Here is a 16,879-nt window from a genome sequence, read left to right on the forward strand (position 1 = left end):
CTGTGTAGAGGGCACCTGTGGTGGATGGCGGCGGTCAGCGGATGAACAGCTTGTAGACCAGCTTCTGCAGCGCCTTGCCGTAGGGCGGATAGATCACCCGCGCGGCGTTGAAGCGCGGCTTGCTGAACACGCCCTTGGCCTTGGAGAAGGTCAGGAAGCCTTCGTGGCCATGGTAGTGGCCCATGCCGGACGGGCCGACGCCGCCGAAGGGCATGTCGTCCTGGGCAACGTGCAGCAGGGTGTCGTTCAGGCACACGCCGCCCGAGTGGGTCTGGGCCAGCACATGGTCCTGCTCGCGCTTGTCGTAGCCGAAGTAGTACAGCGCCAGCGGGCGGTCGCGTTCGTTGATGTAGCTGAGCGCCTGGTCGAGGTTCTGGTAGGGGATCACCGGCAGCAGCGGGCCGAAGATCTCTTCCTGCATGATCTTCATCTCGTCGGTCACGTTCAGCACCAGTGCCTGGGGCAGGCGGCGGCCCTGGGCCTGCGGGAACAGCGGCACGACGGTGGCGCCGCGGGCCTGGGCGTCGGCGAGGTAGCTGTTCAGGCGCGACAGCTGGCGCTCGTTGATGATCGCGGTGTAGTCGGGGTTGTTCTCCAGTTTCGGGAAGAAGCCCTGGACCACCTGGCGGTAGCTCTCGACGAACTCGTCGACGCGGTTCTGCGGCACCAGCACATAGTCCGGCGCCACGCAGGTCTGGCCGGCGTTGAGCGACTTGCCGAAGGCGATGCGCTCGGCGGCGTCCTTCATCGGCACGCTGGTGGAAACGATGGCCGGCGACTTGCCGCCCAGCTCCAGGGTGACCGGGGTGAGGTTCTCGGCGGCGGCGCGCATCACGTGCTTGCCAACGCTGGTGGCGCCGGTGAACAGCAGGTGGTCGAAAGGCAGCTTGGAGAAGGCCACGCCCACATCCACTTCACCTTGCACCACGGCGACCAGGTCTTCGGGGAATACCTTGCCCAGCAGCTCTTTCAGCACGCGGGCAGATTCCGGGGTGGATTCGCTCATCTTGATCATCACCCTGTTGCCGGCGGCGAGCGCCCCGGTCAGCGGGCCGATGGCGAGGAACAGTGGGTAGTTCCACGGCACGATCACGCCGACCACACCCAGCGGCTGGTAGATGACCTTGGCCGAGGCCGGCATGAACTGCATGCCCACGCTGCGGCGCGACGGTTTCATCCACTTCTTCACGCGCTTGGTCGCGTAGTGCACGCCGTGCAGGCTGGGCATCACTTCGGCGAGCAGGGTCTCGTCGGCGGAGCGGTTGCTGAAGTCGCTGCTGATCGCATCGATGATCGCCTTCTGCTCGGTGACCAGCAGGTTGGCGAGGCTCTTCAGCCACTGGATGCGCTGGCCGGCGTCAGGCATCGGGTTGGCGCGGTACGCCTGGCGCTGGCGTTCGAGAAGGGTTTCCAGCTGACTGATCTGCTGCTGGGTCTGCTGCAGGTAGGCGATATCGGCAACCATGACGGGCTCCTGGCGCAAGCGTGGTGGGGAGGCTCTCGGATGATTCGCACAGGAATCCCGGATGCCTCGCGTTTTTATGCTGTCGCTGGTTTTTTAGAGCAATTGCTCTAGAGTGTCAATCAGCATGCCGGTTCCGCGCCGCCGGGCCCAGCCAACGAAAAGTTGGGCGAGCCCGACAGTTGTGTCAGGTGGTAGCAATCGGTGTACCTTTGCGTCCGCGCAATCCGCTTCGACGAGTTTTGGCAATGGCACCACGCATCAACACCCGTGACCGCATCGCCCAGGCCAGCCTTGAGCTGTTCAATGCCCAGGGTGAGCGCAGCGTCACCACCAACCACATCGCCGCGCACCTGGGTATCTCGCCGGGCAACCTGTACTACCACTACCGCAACAAGCAGGTGATCATCGCCCAGCTGTTCGCCGAGTACGAAAGCCACGTCGACCAGTTCCTGCACCTGCCCGAGGGGCGCGCGCTGACGGTGGAGGACAAGACCTTCTACCTGGAAGCGCTGCTCGCCGCGATGTGGCACTACCGCTTCCTGCACCGCGACCTGGAACACCTGCTGGATTCCGACCCGGAACTGGCCGCCGGCTACCGCGCCTTCGCCCGCCGCGCGATGGACAACGCCAAGGGGATCTACCGGGGCTTCGTCGACGCCGGCATCCTGCAGATGGACGAACCCCAGCTCGAGGCCCTGACCCTCAACGCCTGGATCATCCTCACCTCCTGGGTGCGTTACCTGTGCACCACCCGTGAAGTAGCCAATGACCTCAGCGAGGTTCTGATGCGCCGGGGCATCTATCAGGTGCTGGCGCTGGAAAGCGGACACATCGCCCCGGCGTTCCGCGAGGCCGTGGCGGCGGTGTTCGACCGCTTGTACGTGCCGCTGGAAGACTGATCTTCAGACGGCGGATAACCGTGAACGGTTATCCGCCTAACACTCAACCGTTTCGTAGGGCGGATAACGCGCCAGCGTTATCCGCCGACCGCACTGCCCAACACGTTAAGCATCCACCTGGCGCGGCCCCGGCACCCTTGGCCGGCGCAGGGCGATGCCGTGGCGCAGGAAGAACGCCTCCACACCCTCGGTGGCATCGGTGTAGAGCGTGCGGTTGGGGTGATCGGCGAGGAAGCGCGCCATCAGCGCAAGGCCGATCCCGCGTGACTGGAAACCCGGCAGCACGGCGATTTCCGCCAGCCAGGTTGTCTGCGCTGTCTCGCTTTCCGCGCGCAACAGGCCGAGTACCTGCTCACCGTCCACGGCCAGCAGGAAGTAGCTGGAAAACTCGTAGAGATCGCGCAGTTCCGCCGTGGTGCCGGGCGAACCCCAGCCCACCGCGCGGTACAGCGCGGCGATGCCCGCGCACTGGGCATCACTCAGCGGTTCGTTGTGCAGAATCGTCAGCGGCGTGTCGTGCATGGCGGCGCTCCTTTCTGGCGTTTCCTTCCGGGTGCACCTTCAGTCTGCCTCATTCCCGCGTCCAGGGGCTGACCCAGCGCAGTCAGGCTTCCCGCCGTTCGCGCAGCCACTGCGGGATGCGCCGCTCCAGGTAATAGTCCGGGCGCCCGGGCGAGCCGCCGATGAAACCGACATGGCCGCCATGGGGCAGCAACTCCATCTGCGTCGAAGCCGACAGCTCGTCCAGCTGCGGCACGCTGTGGGCGTGGATGAACGGATCGTCGCTGGACTGGATGATCAGCGTCGGCACGCGGATACCGCCCAGGTAATAGCGGCTGGAGGCGCGCCGGTAGTAGTCGTGCACGTCGGCGAAACCGTGCAGGGGCGCAGTCACCCGGTCGTCGAAGTCCCAGAAGGTGCGCATGCCGTCCAGCGGCCCGAGGCGCTCCAGCGCGGCGAGGTTTTCCGCGTGGCCGCCGGCAGCGAAGGCCTGGCGCTTGGTCTGCACATAGGTCACCAGCTCGCGCATGAAGTGCGCCTGGTAGACCCTGGAGAAACCGATGCCGATGCGGTCGGCGCACTGGTCCAGGCGGAAGGGGACCGACACCGCGACCGCGCCTTTCAGCGGGCAGCTGTCCGAGGCTTCGCCCAGGTACTTGAGCAATACGTTGCCGCCCAGCGAATAGCCCACTGCGTAGAGCGGCGCCATCGGCCGCTTGGCGCGGACGTGGGCGACCACCGAGGCGAGGTCTTCGCTGACGCCCGAGTGATAGCCGCGCGGCAGCAGGTTCGACTCGCCCGAGCAGCCGCGCCAGTTCAGCGCGACGCTGGCCCATCCTTGCGCCGCCAGCTGCTGCTGCACGCCGAGGATGTAGTGCGAGGACGACGAGCCAGTCAGCCCGTGCAGCGCCAGCACCAGCGGCGCATCCGCCTCGTGCGGGCCGTGCCAGTCGAGGTCGATGAAGTCGCCATCCTCCAGCCACAGGCGCTCGCGCGTGCGCTCGAGGCTGGGCGCCTTGCGTGCGAGCGAGCCATAGAGGGTTTGCAGGTGCGGGCCGGGTAACCACCAGGCGGGTTTGAACGGGGAGGGTATAGTCATCACGGATCGAATGGGGCCGACGAGTCGTGATAGTAACGCCAACTCGGCCGTGCGATGGAGGCCTCCTGCCTCCGTCGTCAGGAAAACCCACGCAAAGGAGGGGAAGGAATGTGGAAGAAAATCGCGGCGTTGAGCCTGCTGGTGTGGCTGGCCGCGTGCGGCGAGCCGGTGCCGCAGGAGCATCGCTCCTACGTCGGCCTGTGGACCGCGCCGCAGATGAGTCTGCTGGTGACGGCGGATGGTCGCGTCGCCTACAAGCGGGTGGCGGGCAGTACGTCGAGGTCCATCGAGGCGCCCATCAAGAGCTACGAAGCCGACGGCTTCACCGTGGGCTTCGGTCCCTTCGATACGCACTTCAAGGTCTCGAAACCACCCTATCACGACGGTAGCCAATGGAAGATGGTGGTCGACGGCGTGGAGCTGGTGCGCACCAGCACCGTCGATGTCGGCAAGTCGATCTGAGGTCCCCAAACCACCGCCACGAGGTCGCGCCGGGATGGCCGACCGCTTCAACCGACATGAGGATTGTCACGTATGTTCAGCCGTTGGGTGTTCCTGTCCGCTCTCTCATTCGCCTTGCCCGCATTTGCCTGGGCCGAGGACGCCTCATCCGATTTCAGTGAGGCGTCGCCCAGCACCGAGCAGAGTGATCCGCGCGGTGAAGAGCTGTTCGCCGAGTTCACCCGCCTGCAGCAGGCCGCCGCAGCGGGCGAGCCGCAGGCCCTGTTCGATCTCGGCGCCTATTTCTACCACCAGCAGAACTACGCCGGTGCGCGCAAATGGTGGGGCAAGGCTGCCGAGGCCGGCTTGGCCCGTGCGCAGATCCAGCTGGCCATGCTCTATCGCGACGGCGACGGTGGTCCGCAGGACAAGGCCGAAGCGGCGCGCTGGTTCGCCAGAGCGGCCGAGCAGGGCAACGCCGGCGCACAGAACGAGATGGGCGTCCTCTACTGGAGCGGCGAAGGCGTCGACAAGGACCGGGTCAAGGCCGGCACCTGGTTCGAGCGCGCGGCCAAGGCCGGTAGTGAAGACGCGGAGACCAACCTGGGCTGGTTCTACCTGGACGATTCGCAGGGAGTCTATGGCGCCGCCAACGACGAAGAAGCTGCCCTGCTGGACCGCTACGCCGCCAGCCGCGAAAAGGCCTTCCAGTGGTTCTGCAAGGCGGCGACCCGGGGCAGCGCCCGCGCCCAGTTCAAGGTCGGCGAGGCCTATTGGAACGGCGCTGGTTCGGGGATGAACAAGTTGCAGGCGCGGCTCTGGCTGGAAAAGGCCGCACAGCAGCAGGACGCGGAAGCCATCGCCTGGTTGAAGACTGCCGAGGACGCGGCCTGGTACACCCGCCTGGAGAACTGGGGCCACGCCGCGCTGGATGGCGAGCTGTCCGGCACTGCCGATTGCTCCGGCGCGCCGGATCGCCGGCATGCCGGTCGCGGTGTGGACAACGCCTCGCCTGAGCCGGAGGCCGTGGAGGCCAGCGCGGCCGACGCAGCAGAGGCAGTAGACGCGACGGGGCCGGCGAGCCAATAAGGCTCGCTACCAGCCGAACTCGTCGGCCAGGTCCTGCGCGCGGCGGGCGTCGCCGAGCAGCGGCGTCAGCTCGTCGATCAGCCCGCGGCGGTACAGCGGGTTGACGCTGTAATCCTCGGCGTAGATGGCCTCGCCGGCGCCGCGCCACACTCGGGCGAAAGTGGCAAGGCAGGCGGTCATCTGCCAGAGGTCATCGAACATCGGCGCGGGGTCCCAGGGACCTCCGTGCTGGTCGAAGAGGATGCGGCCGGTGGAGCTCTCGAAGATGAAGGGATCGGCGCCCTGGTCCGCCACCACGATCCAGTCCTCGCTCCACCCTGCCAGCCGCTCGCCGGTCAGGCCGTGCCAGCGGTAGCCGGCCTGCTGCTTCCACAGCTTCGCCAGCGAGGGAATGAAGAACGGGTTGCCGGCGGTGTCCAGGGTGCAGTCGCAGGGACCGACTTCACGGTAGAAGCGTTCCAGCTCGGCAGGCAGGGTGATGTCGCCGGCCCAGTCGCTGACGGGCTGCGCGAAGCAGCGTTCGTCCAGCGCCAGCAGCTGTTCGCGAAGGGCATCCGGCATCCGTCAACCTTCCCGCTGCCACAGCGCGTAATGCACCGAGCCAGCCTTCTTCTCCCGGTGCAGCCGCCAGTTGCCCGGCAGGCCGAGGCTGGAGGGCACGGCTTCGCTTTCGGTGTAGACCCACGCGTCATTGGCCAGCCAGCCGCGTTCTTCCAGCAGACGGCAGGCGTTCTGCAGCAGGTCCTGGTGGAAGGGCGGGTCGAGGAAGACCAGGTCGAAAGGCTGCGCGGCCTGGTTGTCCAGGTAGCGCAGGGCGTCGGTCATCACCAACTGGCCGGTGGCGCACTTCAAGGTGTCGAGGGTGCCGCGCAGGGCGGCCACCGCTTCGCCGTTGGTGTCCAGCGCAAGGCCCGCGCTGGCGCCACGGGACAGCGCTTCGAGGAACAGCGCGCCGCTGCCGGCGAAGGGGTCGAGCACGCGGGCGCCGGGGACGTAGGGCGCCAGCCAGTTGAACAGGGTCTCGCGCACGCGGTCGGGCGTCGGGCGCAGGCCCGGGCCGTCGGGGAAGGCGAAGCGCCGGCTGCGCCATTCGCCGCCGATGATGCGCAGCTGGCCCTGGCCGCCGTGGGGCTTCTGTGCGGCGCGCGGGGCGCCGCCGGGTCGTTTGCTCATCAGTGCTCCGGTACGCCGGCAGGTTGCGCGGCGGGTTTGTCGGTGGGCGGCGGCAGCGGCTGCTGCGGCACGGTGGGGCCAGCGGTGACGATCACGAAAGCGTCCGGGTCGAGGTGGCGGCGCATGGCTTGCTTCACCTGTTCCACGCTCAGGCCCTGGACCTGGCTGAGGAAGGTTTCCAGGTAATCCAGCGGCAGGTTGTAGAAGCCGATGGCGCCCAGCTGGCCGACGATGTCGGCGTTGCTCGCGGTGGACAGCGGGAAGCTGCCGGCCAGCTCGCGCTTGGCGTCGTCGAGTTCCTTCTGCGTCGGGCCCTTGTCGAGGTAGTCGCGGACGATGTCCTGGACCAGCTTGAGGGTGCCTTCGCTCATCTCGGCGCGGGTCTGCAGGCCGATGGTGAACGGCCCGCGCGACTGCATGCCGGTGAAGCCGGAGTACACGCCGTAGGTCAGGCCGCGCTTCTCGCGTACCTGGTCCATCAGGCGGGTGCCGAAGCCGCCGCCGCCGAGGATCTGGTTGCCCAGGTAGAGCGCGGCGTAGTCCGGGTCGTTACGGGTGATGCCCAGCTGCGCCAGCATCAGTTGGGTCTGCTTGGACGGGAACTCGATGTGGGTGACGCCGGCCTTGGGCATCTGCGGCTCGCCCGGTGCGGGCAGGGCAGGGCCCTTGGGCAGGGATCTGGAGACGCTGCCGGCGATGGCTTCGGCTTGCTCGCGGGTCAGGTCACCGACCAGTGCGATGACCACGTTGCCGGCGGCGTAGGCCTTCTGGTGGAAGGCGCGCAGCTGGGCAACGCTGATCTTCGGCACCGACTGTTCGTTGCCGTCGCTGGAGTGGGCGTAGGGGTGGTCGCCGTTGAGCCGCTTGAACAGCTCCAGGCCCGCCAGCTTGCCGGGGTTCTGCTTCTGGTACTCGAAGCCGGCCATGACCTGGTTCTTGATGCGTGCCAGGGCGTCCTCGGGGAAGGTCGGCTGGCCGATCACCTGGTCGAACAGCGCCAGCGCGGCGTCGCGCTTGGTTGGCTCGCTGAGGCTGCGCAGGCTGGCCACCGCCATGTCGCGGTAGGAACCGTTGCCGAAGTTGGCGCCGAGGTCGTCGAAGCCGGCAGCGATGGCGCTGGTGTCCTTGCCGGGCACGCCTTCGTTGAGCATGGCGTTGGTCAGCATGGCCAGGCCGTAGCTGTCGCCGTCCTGGCTGCTGCCGGCGGCGAAGGTCAGGCGCAGGTCGAACATCGGCAGCTCATGGGCCTCGACGAACAGCACGCGGGCGCCTTCGACGGTCTGCCATTGCTGGATGTTCAGCTTGCGGTGGCTGGGCGCCCTGCCGGCAGCCTCGGCGAGGGATTGCAGGCCGGTGGGCGCGGCGGCTTCGGCGGCAGCCGGCTTTGCAGGTGCTGGCGTGGGGGCGGGCGCGGCAGCCGCCGTCTCGGCGGCGGGGCGGGAAACGAACAGCACCAGTCCGGCGATCAGCGCGATGACGATCAGCCCGACCAGGCCGTAGCGCAGGCCATTGCGTTCACTCATGGCTCGGCTCCTTGTCGGTGGCGACTTCCGGCAGGACCTGGGCGAGGGTCAGGCGGGAGCGGGTGAAGTAGGTGCGGGCGGCTTGCTGGATGTCTTCGGCGGTGACGGCCTGGATGGCTTCCAGGTCCTTGTCCGCCAGACGCCAGCCGAGGCCGACGCTTTCCAGCTCGCCAATGGTGCTGGCCTGTCCGGCGATGGAATCGCGCTCGTAGACCAGCCCGGCGATGACCTGGGCGCGCACGCGCTCCAGTTCTTCCTTGCTCGGCGGGTTCTGCTTGAGGTCTTCCAGCTGCTTCCACAGCGCGGCCTCGACCTGGTCGAGGGTCTTGCCGGTCTGCACGTTGGGGGTGGCCGAGAGGAAGAACAGGCCATCGCCACGGGAGAAGGCGTCGTAGGAGGCCGAGGCGCCGGCGACGATTTCCTCGCCGCGCTCAAGGCGCGCGGACAGGCGCGCGCTGTAGCCGCCGTCGAGGATCGCCGAGATCAGGCGCAGGGCGTTGATCTGTTTCGAGTCATCGCTGCTGCCCAGGGTCGGCACGTTGAAGCCCATGATCAGGCTGGGCAACTGGGTGCGCACGTGCAGCTTCAGGCGGCGCTCGCCCGGCTCGGCCAGTTCCAGCGGCTTGCGCGCGGCGGGCAGGTCGCGCTTGGGGATCTCGCCGAAATACTTCTCGGCCAGGGCCTTCACCTCATCGCCGCTGACGTCGCCGACCACCACCAGCGTGGCGTTGTTCGGCGCGTACCAGGCCTCGTACCAGTGGCGCAGGTCGTCGATGGTCATGCGCTGCAGGTCGGCCATCCAGCCGATGGTCGGCGTGCGGTAGCCGCTGGCGGGGTAGGCGGCGGCCTTGAAGCGCTCGAAGGCCAGCGCGCTGGGCTTGTCCTCGGTGCGCAGGCGGCGCTCTTCCTTGATCACCTCGATCTCGCTCTTGAACTGGTCGGCCGGCAGGGCGAGGTGCGCCATGCGGTCGGCTTCCAGCTCCAGCGCCACCGGCAGGCGGTCGCGGGCCAGCACCTGGTAATAGGCGGTGTAGTCGTCGGTGGTGAAGGCGTTCTCTTCCGCGCCGAGGTCGCGCAGCACCAGCGAAGCCTGGCCGGGGCCGAGCTTGCGGCTGCCCTTGAACATCATGTGCTCCAAGGCGTGGGAGAGTCCGGTGAGGCCGGGCGTCTCGTAGCTGGAGCCGACCTTGTACCAGAGCTGGGAAACCACCACGGGGGCGCGGTGGTCCTCGCGGACAACGACCTTCAGGCCGTTGTCCAGGGTGTATTCGTGGGTGGGCTGTGGTTCCGCGGCGCTCGCCATCAGCGGCAGCAACAGGGAGCCGAGCAGCAGGCCGGCGTGGCGGCGTGCAAGGGTTTTCATCGTGGACTGAACCTTTCGGGCTGTCCGCGGGGTCTATGCAGGCTGGCGGCCAGCCTCTTAACCCCGGCGGGCGAGGAGATGCTAGGATACCCATCCGTTTTCCGGGCGGCCACGTTCAGGGCTTCTCAAAGCTGTTTCGAGGCTTTTTTTCTGCCTGTTTCCGTGGCGTCCCCTAGAGATTCGATCCCTACATGTTTGGTTCCAACGACGACAAGAAGGCCCCGCCAGCCGGGGAGAAGAAGGGTCTGTTCGGCTGGTGGCGCAAGAAGCCCCAGGCCGAGGAACAACCCGCCGCGCAAGCCGAGCCACAGGCTGAACAGCCTGTTGCCGCCGAACCGGCCCCCGCCTCCGAGCAGGCTCCCGCCGTCCAGGCCGAGCCGGTTGCCCCGCGCGCCGAGCTGACTCCGGAACCGACGCCCGAGCCGACGCCCGAACCGATAGTCGACATGGTACCGGCCAGCGTGCCGGTCGAGCCGCTGGCGCAGCCCGCTCTGCAACCTGAAGCTCAGCCCGCGCCGCAGCCTGAGCCGCAACCCGTTGCGCCGCCAGTGGTTGCCGAGGCGCCGCAGCCGGCTGTCCAGCCGGTCGCCGCGGTCGAACCGGCACCTGTCGCCGCGCCGGTTCAGCCCGAACCCGTTGCCGAAGCCCCCGTTGTGGTCGTCCAGCCGGAGCCGGAGCCGGAGCCCGCTCCGCAGCCCGAGCCCGAGCCGCAGGCCAAGCCTGCTGCCAGCGAGCCGGCCAGGATTGGCTTCTTCGCCCGCCTCAAGCAGGGCCTGTCGAAGACCAGCGCCAGCCTCGGCGAAGGCATGGCCAGCCTGTTCCTGGGCAAGAAGGCCATCGACGACGACCTGCTCGACGAGATCGAGACCCGCCTGCTGACCGCCGACGTCGGCGTCGAGGCCACCACCACCATCGTGCAGAACCTGACCAAGCGCGTGGCGCGCAAGGAACTGGCCGACAGCGAAGCGCTGTACAAGGCCCTGCAGGAAGAGCTGGCCGGCCTGCTGCGCCCCGTCGAGCAGCCGCTGACCATCACTCGCGACAAGCAGCCCTACGTGATCCTCGTGGTCGGTGTGAACGGTGTCGGCAAGACCACCACCATCGGCAAGCTGGCGAAGAAGCTGCAGCTCGATGGCAAGAAAGTCATGCTGGCCGCCGGTGACACCTTCCGTGCCGCCGCCGTCGAGCAGCTGCAGGTCTGGGGCGAGCGCAACAACATCGCCGTGATCGCCCAGCACACCGGCGCGGACTCCGCCTCGGTGATCTTCGATGCCGTGCAGGCCGCCAAGGCCCGTGGCGTGGACGTGCTGATCGCCGATACCGCCGGTCGCCTGCACACCAAGGACAACCTGATGGAAGAGCTGAAGAAGGTGCGCCGCGTGATCGGCAAGCTGGACGAGACGGCTCCCCACGAAGTCCTGCTGGTGCTCGACGCCGGTACCGGGCAGAACGCCATCAACCAGGCCAAGCAGTTCAACAATGCCGTGGAACTCACCGGCCTGGCCCTGACCAAACTGGACGGCACCGCCAAGGGTGGGGTGATCTTCGCCCTGGCCAAGCAGTTCGGCCTGCCGATCCGCTACATCGGTGTCGGCGAAGGGATCGACGATCTGCGAACCTTCGAAGCCGATGCTTTCGTCCGTGCACTCTTCGAGACCCGGGAAATCGCATGATCCGTTTCGAGCAGGTTGGCAAACGCTATCCCAACGGCCACGTCGGCCTGCACGAGATTTCGTTCCGCGTGCCGCGCGGCGAGATCATGTTCGTCACCGGACACTCCGGTGCGGGCAAGAGCACCCTGCTGCGCCTGATCCTGGCGATGGAGCGACCCACCTCCGGCAAGCTGCTGCTCGGCGGGCAGGACGTCTCGCGCATCTCCACCGCGCAGATTCCCTTCCTGCGCCGGCAGATCGGCGTGGTGTTCCAGAACCACCAGTTGCTCGATGACCGCAGCGTGTTCGAGAACGTCGCCCTGCCGATGCAGATCCTCGGCCTGCCCAAGGCGGACATCGCCTACCGCGTCGAAGCGGCGCTGGACCGGGTGAACCTCAAGGAGAAGGCCGAGGACCGTCCGTCCGATCTCTCCACCGGCCAGCAGCAGCGCGTCGGCATCGCCCGCGCGGTGGTGCACCGTCCGGCCCTGCTGCTCGCCGACGAACCCACCGGCAACCTCGATCCGCGCCTGGCCTCGGAAATCATGTCCGTGTTCGAAGACATCAATCGCCTGGGCACCACCGTGCTGATCGCCAGCCACGACCTGGCACTGATCGCGCGCATGCGCCACCGGATGATCACCCTGCAGCGCGGCCGGATCATCGCCGACCGTGAGGAGAACGCCTGATGAGCGCCAATGACCTGCCCCGCGGCGACGAAGAAGGCACCCCGACGCGCAACACCCGCGAGCGCCCGGAGGACAACGAACACCAGGACCACAGCGCGTCCCTTTCGGCCTACGCGGAAAACCACCGCGCCAGCCTGATGGACAGCCTGCACCGCCTGGTCAGCCACCCCTTTGGCAGCTTCTTCACCTGCCTGGTGATGGGCATCACCCTGAGCCTGCCCATGGGCCTGTCGCTGCTGCTGAACAACGTCGAGCGCCTTGGCGGCTCCTGGCAGCGCGCCGCACAGATTTCCCTGTTCCTCGACCTGAAGGCCAGCGAGGCCCAGGGCCAGGACCTGCGCGAACAGATCGAGAAGATGCCCGACGTGATCGAAGCGCAGCTGATCAGCCGCGACGATGCGCTGAAAGAGCTGCAGGAGCAGTCCGGTCTCGGCGAGGCGCTGAAGGAATTGCCTGACAACCCGCTGCCGGCGGTCATCTCGGTGACGCCCAAGCAGATCGACAAGGCCCAGCTGGATGCCTTGCGTCAAAGGTTGTCGGAGCTGCCGGGTGTACAACAGGCGCAGCTGGACCTGGTCTGGGTCGAGCGGCTGTCGGCGATCCTCAAGCTGGGCGACCGCTTCGTCTTCGGCCTGACCCTCCTGCTGGTGCTGACCCTGTTGCTGGTGATCGGCAACACCATCCGCCTGCACATCGAAAACCGCCGTAACGAAATCGAAGTCATCAAGCTGGTCGGCGGGACGGACGGCTACGTGCGTCGCCCCTTCCTCTATATGGGGGCGTTGTACGGCCTGGGCGCGGGCATCCTGTCCTGGGCCCTGCTGGCCTTCGGCCTGGACTGGCTGAACAGCTCCGTGGTCAACCTGGCCGGGCTGTACGGCAGTGATTTCGGCCTGGCGGGCGTACCGGTCGACGACGGCCTGTCGCTCACCATCGGCGCTGTGCTGCTGGGCTGGATCGGCGCCTGGCTGGCCGTGGCGCGCCACCTGCGCGAGCTGGCGCCGCGCTGAAACCCCCTGATTTTGCAGGGGTTAAGTGGGTGTAAAGGAACTTTTACACCCGCTTGCAGTCAGATTTCGCAGTGCTACACTGCGCGAGTTTCGTGAATCGGAGGATTCGCATGACCACTTCTCTGCAACCTGTCTATGCCCTGGCTCCTGGTGCGAACCTGGAAGCCTATGTGCACTCGGTGAACAGCATTCCGCTGCTGACGCCGGAGCAGGAGCGCGAACTGGCCGAACGCCTCTTCTACCAGCAAGATCTGGAAGCGGCACGGCAAATGGTTCTGGCGCACCTGCGCTTCGTCGTGCATATCGCCCGGAGTTATTCCGGGTACGGCCTGGCCCAGGCCGATCTGATCCAGGAAGGCAACGTCGGCCTGATGAAGGCCGTGAAGCGCTTCAACCCGGAAATGGGTGTGCGCCTGGTGTCGTTCGCCGTTCACTGGATCAAGGCGGAAATCCATGAGTTCATCCTGCGCAACTGGCGGATCGTGAAAGTCGCGACCACCAAGGCGCAGCGCAAGCTGTTCTTCAACCTGCGCAGCCAGAAGAAGAAGCTGGCCTGGCTGAGCAATGACGAAGTGCACCGCGTCGCGGAAACCCTCGGTGTCGAGGCCCGCGAAGTCCGCGAGATGGAAAGCCGTCTCACCGGGCAGGACATGGCCTTCGACCCGGCGGCGGATGCCGACGACGAGAGCGCCTACCAGTCCCCGGCGCATTATCTGGAAGATCATCGCTACGACCCGGCGCGCCAGCTGGAGGAAGCGGACTGGAGCGACAGCTCCACCGCCAGCCTGCACGAGGCGCTGGAAGGCCTGGACGACCGCAGCCGCGACATCCTCTACCAGCGTTGGCTGGCCGAGGAGAAGGCGACCCTGCACGATCTCGCGGCCAAGTACAACGTGTCCGCCGAGCGGATCCGTCAGCTGGAAAAGAACGCAATGAACAAACTCAAGGGTCGCATCGAAGCCTGACCGGCTTCGACGCGCCCTGCGAGTCGCGAACCGCACCCTGGTGCGGTTTTTTTCTGCCCGCAATCAGCGTCTGGAGAGTCCCATGCCGCGCCTGCGTCCCGTCCACGGGATGTTCTTCCTGGTCATCGCCCTGCTGGCCTTCGGCCTCGGTTCCTGGGTCGCCCGCACCTCGGTGCCGCCCAAGCCGCCGCAGTGGTTCAACGACTGGAAGGAAAAGGTCTTCGAGCCGCTGGCCGATGACAAACTGACCCTGAACGAGCTGCAGGATCAGGAGCCGGGCGAGCTGTGGCTGACCGCCAGCCAGGACGGCCCGCAACTGCATTACCGCGGCCGGCTGGTGACGGAAGAGGGCCCTTGGCACGTCGAGGCGGAGCTGGCGCTTAGCGCCGCCGAGCACGCCAGCCTGGCCAAGGCCACCGGCATGCAGCCGAACAGCAAGGACCAGCCGCTGAGCGCGGAGCTGATGGGCCAGTTAGGCAACAAGCCGGTCTCCGAGCTGGCGCTGGCGCCGCAGGAAGACCTCGCGGTGGGTCGCCTGGCGGTGAGCCTGGGCGATCCGCGCCTGCGCCTGCAGGTGGATGGCGGTGAGGCCTGGGTCTATCCGGAGAAGGGCATGACCCTGCTGCATCGCGACGGCACCCTGCAGTGGGTGCGAGTGGTGCCGCGCGATACCCTCAAGACCCGCGAGGCGCCTTAAAGGCGTTCGAGGTAGTCACTGCCGCCCAGCTGCCACATCTGCTGGCGGATCCATGAGGCGCGCTGGCGCACGTAGGGGCCGGGCTTGCCGGCGCTCCACTTGCGTGGGTTGGGCAGCACGGCCGCCAGCAGGCTGGCCTGCTGTTGCGAAAGGCGCTTGGCGTCGACGCCAAAGTGGTGCTGGGCAGCGGCCTGGGCGCCGAAGACGCCGGCATCCCATTCCACGCTGTTGAGGTAGACCTCGAGAATCCGCTGCTTGGACCAGAAGGTCTCGATCAGCAGGGTGAACCAGGCCTCGAAGCCCTTGCGTACCCAGCTGCGGCCGGTCCAGAGGAAGACGTTCTTCGCCACCTGCTGGCTGATGGTGCTGCCGCCGCGGACCCTGCCGCCCTGCTCGTTGTGCGCCAGGGCCTTCTGGATCGCCGGAACGTCGAAGCCGTGGTGCTCGGCGAACTTCTGGTCTTCGCTGGCGATCACGGCGAGCTTGAGGCTGTCCGGCAGCTCGTCCCAGGAGCGCCAGCTGCGCTGCAGATCGATGGGCTGGCCGTTGAACCAGGACTCGACCTTGCGCTCGATCATCACCATGGTGCCCGGCGGCGGTACCCAGCGCAGAATGATGACCAGCGCCACGCTGATGGCGACGAACCAGAGCGCAATCTTGAACAGGCGGCGGAGGACGTTGCGCATGCGAGGCTTTGACTGGGCGGATGAGCGGGCCATTATAGCGGCACTCACCTGTCTGGAGCTTTCCGATGCTGCGTACTTTCCTGATGCTCGCCGCCTTTTTCGGTTTTACCGGGGTCGCCCTCGGTGCCTTCGCTGCCCACGGCCTGAAGAGCAAGCTCACCCCGGAGTACCTGGCGGTGTTCCAGACCGGCGTGCATTACCAGATGCTGCATGCCCTGGCGCTGTTTGGCGTGGCACTGCTCACCGCGCATATCGGCGGCACCCTGGTCAGTCTCGCCGGCTGGGCCTTCACCGTCGGCATCCTGCTGTTCTCCGGCAGCCTCTACCTGCTGACCTTGGCCGGCCTGGGCGTGGGTATCATCACTCCGATCGGCGGGCTGTTCTTCCTCATCGGCTGGGCGCTGTTGCTGGTAGCGGCCTTCCAGCTGGGTTGACCCGAGCGTCAGAAAAGCCCGAGTGCGGCACTCCGGAACCTTGGTCATCCGGCGCGATCGGGCTAGAATGCCGACCCCTCCAGCAACGACCGTCCCGCCCATGCGTATTCAGTTGAATGGCGAACCTTTCGAGCTGCCCGACGGCCACAGCGTCGCCAATCTGCTCGAGCGTCTCGACCTCACCGGCAAGCGTGTCGCGGTCGAGCTCAACCAGGACATCGTGCCGCGCAGCCAGCACGCCGCCACCGCCCTGAGCGAAGGCGACCAGGTGGAAGTGGTGCATGCCATCGGCGGCGGCTAGCAGCCGCCTCCCAGACTTTCAGGCCCCGCCCGCCTTTCCTTCAGGAGTGATCCGATGAGCCAAACCAACTCCAACCCGCCGGTCGACAAGCCCTTCACCCTGGCTGGCCGTACCTACAATTCCCGCCTGCTGGTCGGCACCGGCAAGTACAAGGACCTCGAGGAGACCCGTGTCGCCATCGAGGCCTCGGGCGCCGAGATCGTCACTGTTGCCGTGCGCCGCACCAACATCGGCCAGAACCCGGGCGAACCGAACCTGCTGGACGTGATCCCGCCGGATCGCTACACCATCCTGCCGAACACCGCCGGCTGCTACGACGCCGTCGAGGCCGTGCGTACCTGCCGCCTGGCCCGCGAGCTGCTCGATGGCCACAACCTGGTCAAGCTGGAAGTCCTGGCCGACCAGAAGACCCTCTTCCCCAATGTCGTGGAGACCCTCAAGGCCGCCGAAGTGCTGGTCAAGGACGGCTTCGACGTCATGGTGTACACCAGCGACGACCCGATCATCGCTCGTCAGCTGGCCGAGATCGGCTGCATCGCAGTGATGCCGCTGGCCGGCCTGATCGGTTCGGGCCTGGGCATCTGCAACCCCTACAACCTGCGCATCATCCTCGAAGAAGCCAGCGTTCCGGTGCTGGTGGATGCCGGCGTGGGCACCGCCTCCGACGCCACCATCGCCATGGAGCTGGGTTGCGAGGCCGTGCTGATGAACACCGCCATCGCCCACGCGCAGAACCCGGTGATGATGGCTGAGGCCATGAAGCACGCCATCGTCGCCGGCCGCCTGGCCTACCTGGCCGGCCGCATGCCGCGCAAGCTGTATGCGAGCGCGTCGTCGCCGATGACGGGTCTGATCAACTAAGCATTTCCATCCCGACGCGCGGGCCGGTATG

At 66.9% G+C, this 16,879-nt stretch carries 19 protein-coding genes; 11 read left to right on the top strand and 8 right to left on the bottom strand.

Annotated elements, in window-relative coordinates:
* Window positions 1-34 precede the first annotated feature (34 nt).
* Window positions 35-1,465, bottom strand: a complete 1,431-nt coding sequence (locus IB275_RS01875; protein ID WP_151189041.1) for a coniferyl aldehyde dehydrogenase — start codon at window positions 1,463-1,465, stop codon at window positions 35-37.
* A gap of 245 nt (window positions 1,466-1,710) precedes the next feature.
* On the opposite strand from IB275_RS01875, the gene IB275_RS01880 reads away from it, so the two are divergent.
* On the top strand, window positions 1,711-2,364 hold the full coding sequence (locus IB275_RS01880; RefSeq protein ID WP_192293835.1) for a TetR/AcrR family transcriptional regulator: 654 nt from the start codon (window positions 1,711-1,713) through the stop codon (window positions 2,362-2,364).
* Window positions 2,365-2,469: 105 nt separating this feature from the next.
* On the opposite strand, the gene IB275_RS01885 is transcribed toward IB275_RS01880, so the two are convergent.
* Together IB275_RS01885 and IB275_RS01890 are read right to left on the bottom strand one after the other, a co-directional pair.
* Window positions 2,470-2,886 carry a GNAT family N-acetyltransferase gene (locus IB275_RS01885; RefSeq protein ID WP_192293833.1) on the bottom strand — a complete coding sequence of 139 codons (417 nt, stop codon included), beginning with the start codon at window positions 2,884-2,886 and terminating at the stop codon, window positions 2,470-2,472.
* 82 nt (window positions 2,887-2,968) lie between these two features.
* Window positions 2,969-3,964, bottom strand: coding sequence for a hydrolase (locus tag IB275_RS01890; RefSeq protein ID WP_192293831.1), 996 nt, complete (start codon window positions 3,962-3,964; stop codon window positions 2,969-2,971).
* A gap of 108 nt (window positions 3,965-4,072) precedes the next feature.
* Between IB275_RS01890 and IB275_RS01895 the strand changes: the two genes are divergently transcribed.
* Entirely contained in the window at window positions 4,073-4,426 is a 354-nt protein-coding gene (locus IB275_RS01895) for a hypothetical protein (protein ID WP_192293829.1), read from the top strand.
* 72 nt (window positions 4,427-4,498) lie between these two features.
* Window positions 4,499-5,494: a tetratricopeptide repeat protein gene (locus IB275_RS01900; RefSeq protein ID WP_192293827.1), complete on the top strand. Its 996-nt coding sequence runs from the start codon at window positions 4,499-4,501 to the stop codon at window positions 5,492-5,494.
* 6 nt (window positions 5,495-5,500) lie between these two features.
* Here the strand turns inward: IB275_RS01900 and IB275_RS01905 are convergent, their stop codons facing one another.
* The 4 genes from IB275_RS01905 to IB275_RS01920 are packed head-to-tail and all read right to left on the bottom strand — an operon-like array spanning window position 5,501 to window position 9,553.
* A complete protein-coding gene (locus IB275_RS01905; RefSeq protein ID WP_192293825.1) occupies window positions 5,501-6,055 on the bottom strand; it encodes a hypothetical protein in 555 nt (184 codons plus the stop codon).
* A 3-nt stretch (window positions 6,056-6,058) separates the two neighbouring features.
* A complete protein-coding gene (rsmD, locus tag IB275_RS01910) occupies window positions 6,059-6,667 on the bottom strand; it encodes a 16S rRNA (guanine(966)-N(2))-methyltransferase RsmD (RefSeq protein WP_192293823.1) in 609 nt (202 codons plus the stop codon).
* Complete coding sequence (locus tag IB275_RS01915; RefSeq protein ID WP_192293821.1) at window positions 6,667-8,190, bottom strand: M16 family metallopeptidase; 1,524 nt, start codon at window positions 8,188-8,190, stop codon at window positions 6,667-6,669. The genes rsmD and IB275_RS01915 overlap by 1 nt, the downstream gene beginning before the upstream one ends.
* Window positions 8,183-9,553 carry a M16 family metallopeptidase gene (locus IB275_RS01920; RefSeq protein ID WP_192293819.1) on the bottom strand — a complete coding sequence of 457 codons (1,371 nt, stop codon included), beginning with the start codon at window positions 9,551-9,553 and terminating at the stop codon, window positions 8,183-8,185. The genes IB275_RS01915 and IB275_RS01920 overlap by 8 nt, the downstream gene beginning before the upstream one ends.
* Before the next feature lie 191 nt (window positions 9,554-9,744).
* Here IB275_RS01920 and ftsY point away from each other — a divergent pair, with 191 nt between their 5' ends.
* From ftsY to IB275_RS01945, 5 genes are all read left to right on the top strand, one after another.
* Window positions 9,745-11,226, top strand: a complete 1,482-nt coding sequence (gene ftsY, locus IB275_RS01925) for a signal recognition particle-docking protein FtsY (protein WP_192293817.1) — start codon at window positions 9,745-9,747, stop codon at window positions 11,224-11,226.
* Window positions 11,223-11,894, top strand: coding sequence for a cell division ATP-binding protein FtsE (ftsE, locus tag IB275_RS01930; RefSeq protein WP_017520095.1), 672 nt, complete (start codon window positions 11,223-11,225; stop codon window positions 11,892-11,894). The genes ftsY and ftsE overlap by 4 nt, the downstream gene beginning before the upstream one ends.
* Complete coding sequence (gene ftsX / locus IB275_RS01935) at window positions 11,894-12,904, top strand: permease-like cell division protein FtsX (RefSeq protein WP_081519575.1); 1,011 nt, start codon at window positions 11,894-11,896, stop codon at window positions 12,902-12,904. The genes ftsE and ftsX overlap by 1 nt, the downstream gene beginning before the upstream one ends.
* A gap of 110 nt (window positions 12,905-13,014) precedes the next feature.
* Window positions 13,015-13,869, top strand: a complete 855-nt coding sequence (gene rpoH, locus IB275_RS01940) for an RNA polymerase sigma factor RpoH (protein ID WP_045213023.1) — start codon at window positions 13,015-13,017, stop codon at window positions 13,867-13,869.
* Window positions 13,870-13,951: 82 nt separating this feature from the next.
* Window positions 13,952-14,566, top strand: a complete 615-nt coding sequence (locus IB275_RS01945) for a hypothetical protein (RefSeq protein ID WP_192293815.1) — start codon at window positions 13,952-13,954, stop codon at window positions 14,564-14,566.
* Here the strand turns inward: IB275_RS01945 and mtgA are convergent.
* Window positions 14,563-15,285: a monofunctional biosynthetic peptidoglycan transglycosylase gene (gene mtgA, locus IB275_RS01950; RefSeq protein ID WP_192293813.1), complete on the bottom strand. Its 723-nt coding sequence runs from the start codon at window positions 15,283-15,285 to the stop codon at window positions 14,563-14,565. The genes IB275_RS01945 and mtgA overlap by 4 nt on opposite strands.
* Before the next feature lie 32 nt (window positions 15,286-15,317).
* Between mtgA and IB275_RS01955 the strand changes: the two genes are divergently transcribed.
* From IB275_RS01955 to IB275_RS01965, 3 genes are all read left to right on the top strand, one after another.
* The gene (locus IB275_RS01955; protein WP_192293811.1) at window positions 15,318-15,686 is read left to right on the top strand and encodes a DUF423 domain-containing protein; all 369 of its coding nucleotides are present in this window, start codon (window positions 15,318-15,320) and stop codon (window positions 15,684-15,686) included.
* Window positions 15,687-15,786: 100 nt separating this feature from the next.
* On the top strand, window positions 15,787-15,987 hold the full coding sequence (gene thiS, locus IB275_RS01960) for a sulfur carrier protein ThiS (protein ID WP_017520101.1): 201 nt from the start codon (window positions 15,787-15,789) through the stop codon (window positions 15,985-15,987).
* A 54-nt stretch (window positions 15,988-16,041) separates the two neighbouring features.
* Window positions 16,042-16,848: a thiazole synthase gene (locus tag IB275_RS01965; protein ID WP_192293809.1), complete on the top strand. Its 807-nt coding sequence runs from the start codon at window positions 16,042-16,044 to the stop codon at window positions 16,846-16,848.
* Window positions 16,849-16,879: the final 31 nt, after the last annotated feature.

The sequence above is a fragment of the Pseudomonas sp. PDM21 genome (assembly GCF_014852505.2).
Taxonomy (GTDB): domain Bacteria; phylum Pseudomonadota; class Gammaproteobacteria; order Pseudomonadales; family Pseudomonadaceae; genus Pseudomonas.

What these genes read in the sequence shown, in the direction of transcription:
- ftsY (WP_192293817.1), top strand. Translation starts at nt 9,745, where the DNA reads ATGTTTGGTTCCAACGACGACAAGAAGGCCCCGCCAGCCGGGGAGAAG.
- IB275_RS01965 (WP_192293809.1), top strand. Translation starts at nt 16,042, where the DNA reads ATGAGCCAAACCAACTCCAACCCGCCGGTCGACAAGCCCTTCACCCTG.
- IB275_RS01880 (WP_192293835.1), top strand. Translation starts at nt 1,711, where the DNA reads ATGGCACCACGCATCAACACCCGTGACCGCATCGCCCAGGCCAGCCTT.
- rsmD (WP_192293823.1), bottom strand. Translation starts at nt 6,667, where the DNA reads ATGAGCAAACGACCCGGCGGCGCCCCGCGCGCCGCACAGAAGCCCCAC.
- IB275_RS01875 (WP_151189041.1), bottom strand. Translation starts at nt 1,465, where the DNA reads ATGGTTGCCGATATCGCCTACCTGCAGCAGACCCAGCAGCAGATCAGT.
- mtgA (WP_192293813.1), bottom strand. Translation starts at nt 15,285, where the DNA reads ATGGCCCGCTCATCCGCCCAGTCAAAGCCTCGCATGCGCAACGTCCTC.
- IB275_RS01920 (WP_192293819.1), bottom strand. Translation starts at nt 9,553, where the DNA reads ATGAAAACCCTTGCACGCCGCCACGCCGGCCTGCTGCTCGGCTCCCTG.
- IB275_RS01945 (WP_192293815.1), top strand. Translation starts at nt 13,952, where the DNA reads ATGCCGCGCCTGCGTCCCGTCCACGGGATGTTCTTCCTGGTCATCGCC.
- IB275_RS01900 (WP_192293827.1), top strand. Translation starts at nt 4,499, where the DNA reads ATGTTCAGCCGTTGGGTGTTCCTGTCCGCTCTCTCATTCGCCTTGCCC.
- IB275_RS01885 (WP_192293833.1), bottom strand. Translation starts at nt 2,886, where the DNA reads ATGCACGACACGCCGCTGACGATTCTGCACAACGAACCGCTGAGTGAT.
- IB275_RS01905 (WP_192293825.1), bottom strand. Translation starts at nt 6,055, where the DNA reads ATGCCGGATGCCCTTCGCGAACAGCTGCTGGCGCTGGACGAACGCTGC.
- IB275_RS01955 (WP_192293811.1), top strand. Translation starts at nt 15,318, where the DNA reads ATGCTGCGTACTTTCCTGATGCTCGCCGCCTTTTTCGGTTTTACCGGG.
- thiS (WP_017520101.1), top strand. Translation starts at nt 15,787, where the DNA reads ATGCGTATTCAGTTGAATGGCGAACCTTTCGAGCTGCCCGACGGCCAC.
- IB275_RS01915 (WP_192293821.1), bottom strand. Translation starts at nt 8,190, where the DNA reads ATGAGTGAACGCAATGGCCTGCGCTACGGCCTGGTCGGGCTGATCGTC.
- IB275_RS01895 (WP_192293829.1), top strand. Translation starts at nt 4,073, where the DNA reads ATGTGGAAGAAAATCGCGGCGTTGAGCCTGCTGGTGTGGCTGGCCGCG.
- ftsE (WP_017520095.1), top strand. Translation starts at nt 11,223, where the DNA reads ATGATCCGTTTCGAGCAGGTTGGCAAACGCTATCCCAACGGCCACGTC.
- rpoH (WP_045213023.1), top strand. Translation starts at nt 13,015, where the DNA reads ATGACCACTTCTCTGCAACCTGTCTATGCCCTGGCTCCTGGTGCGAAC.
- IB275_RS01890 (WP_192293831.1), bottom strand. Translation starts at nt 3,964, where the DNA reads ATGACTATACCCTCCCCGTTCAAACCCGCCTGGTGGTTACCCGGCCCG.
- ftsX (WP_081519575.1), top strand. Translation starts at nt 11,894, where the DNA reads ATGAGCGCCAATGACCTGCCCCGCGGCGACGAAGAAGGCACCCCGACG.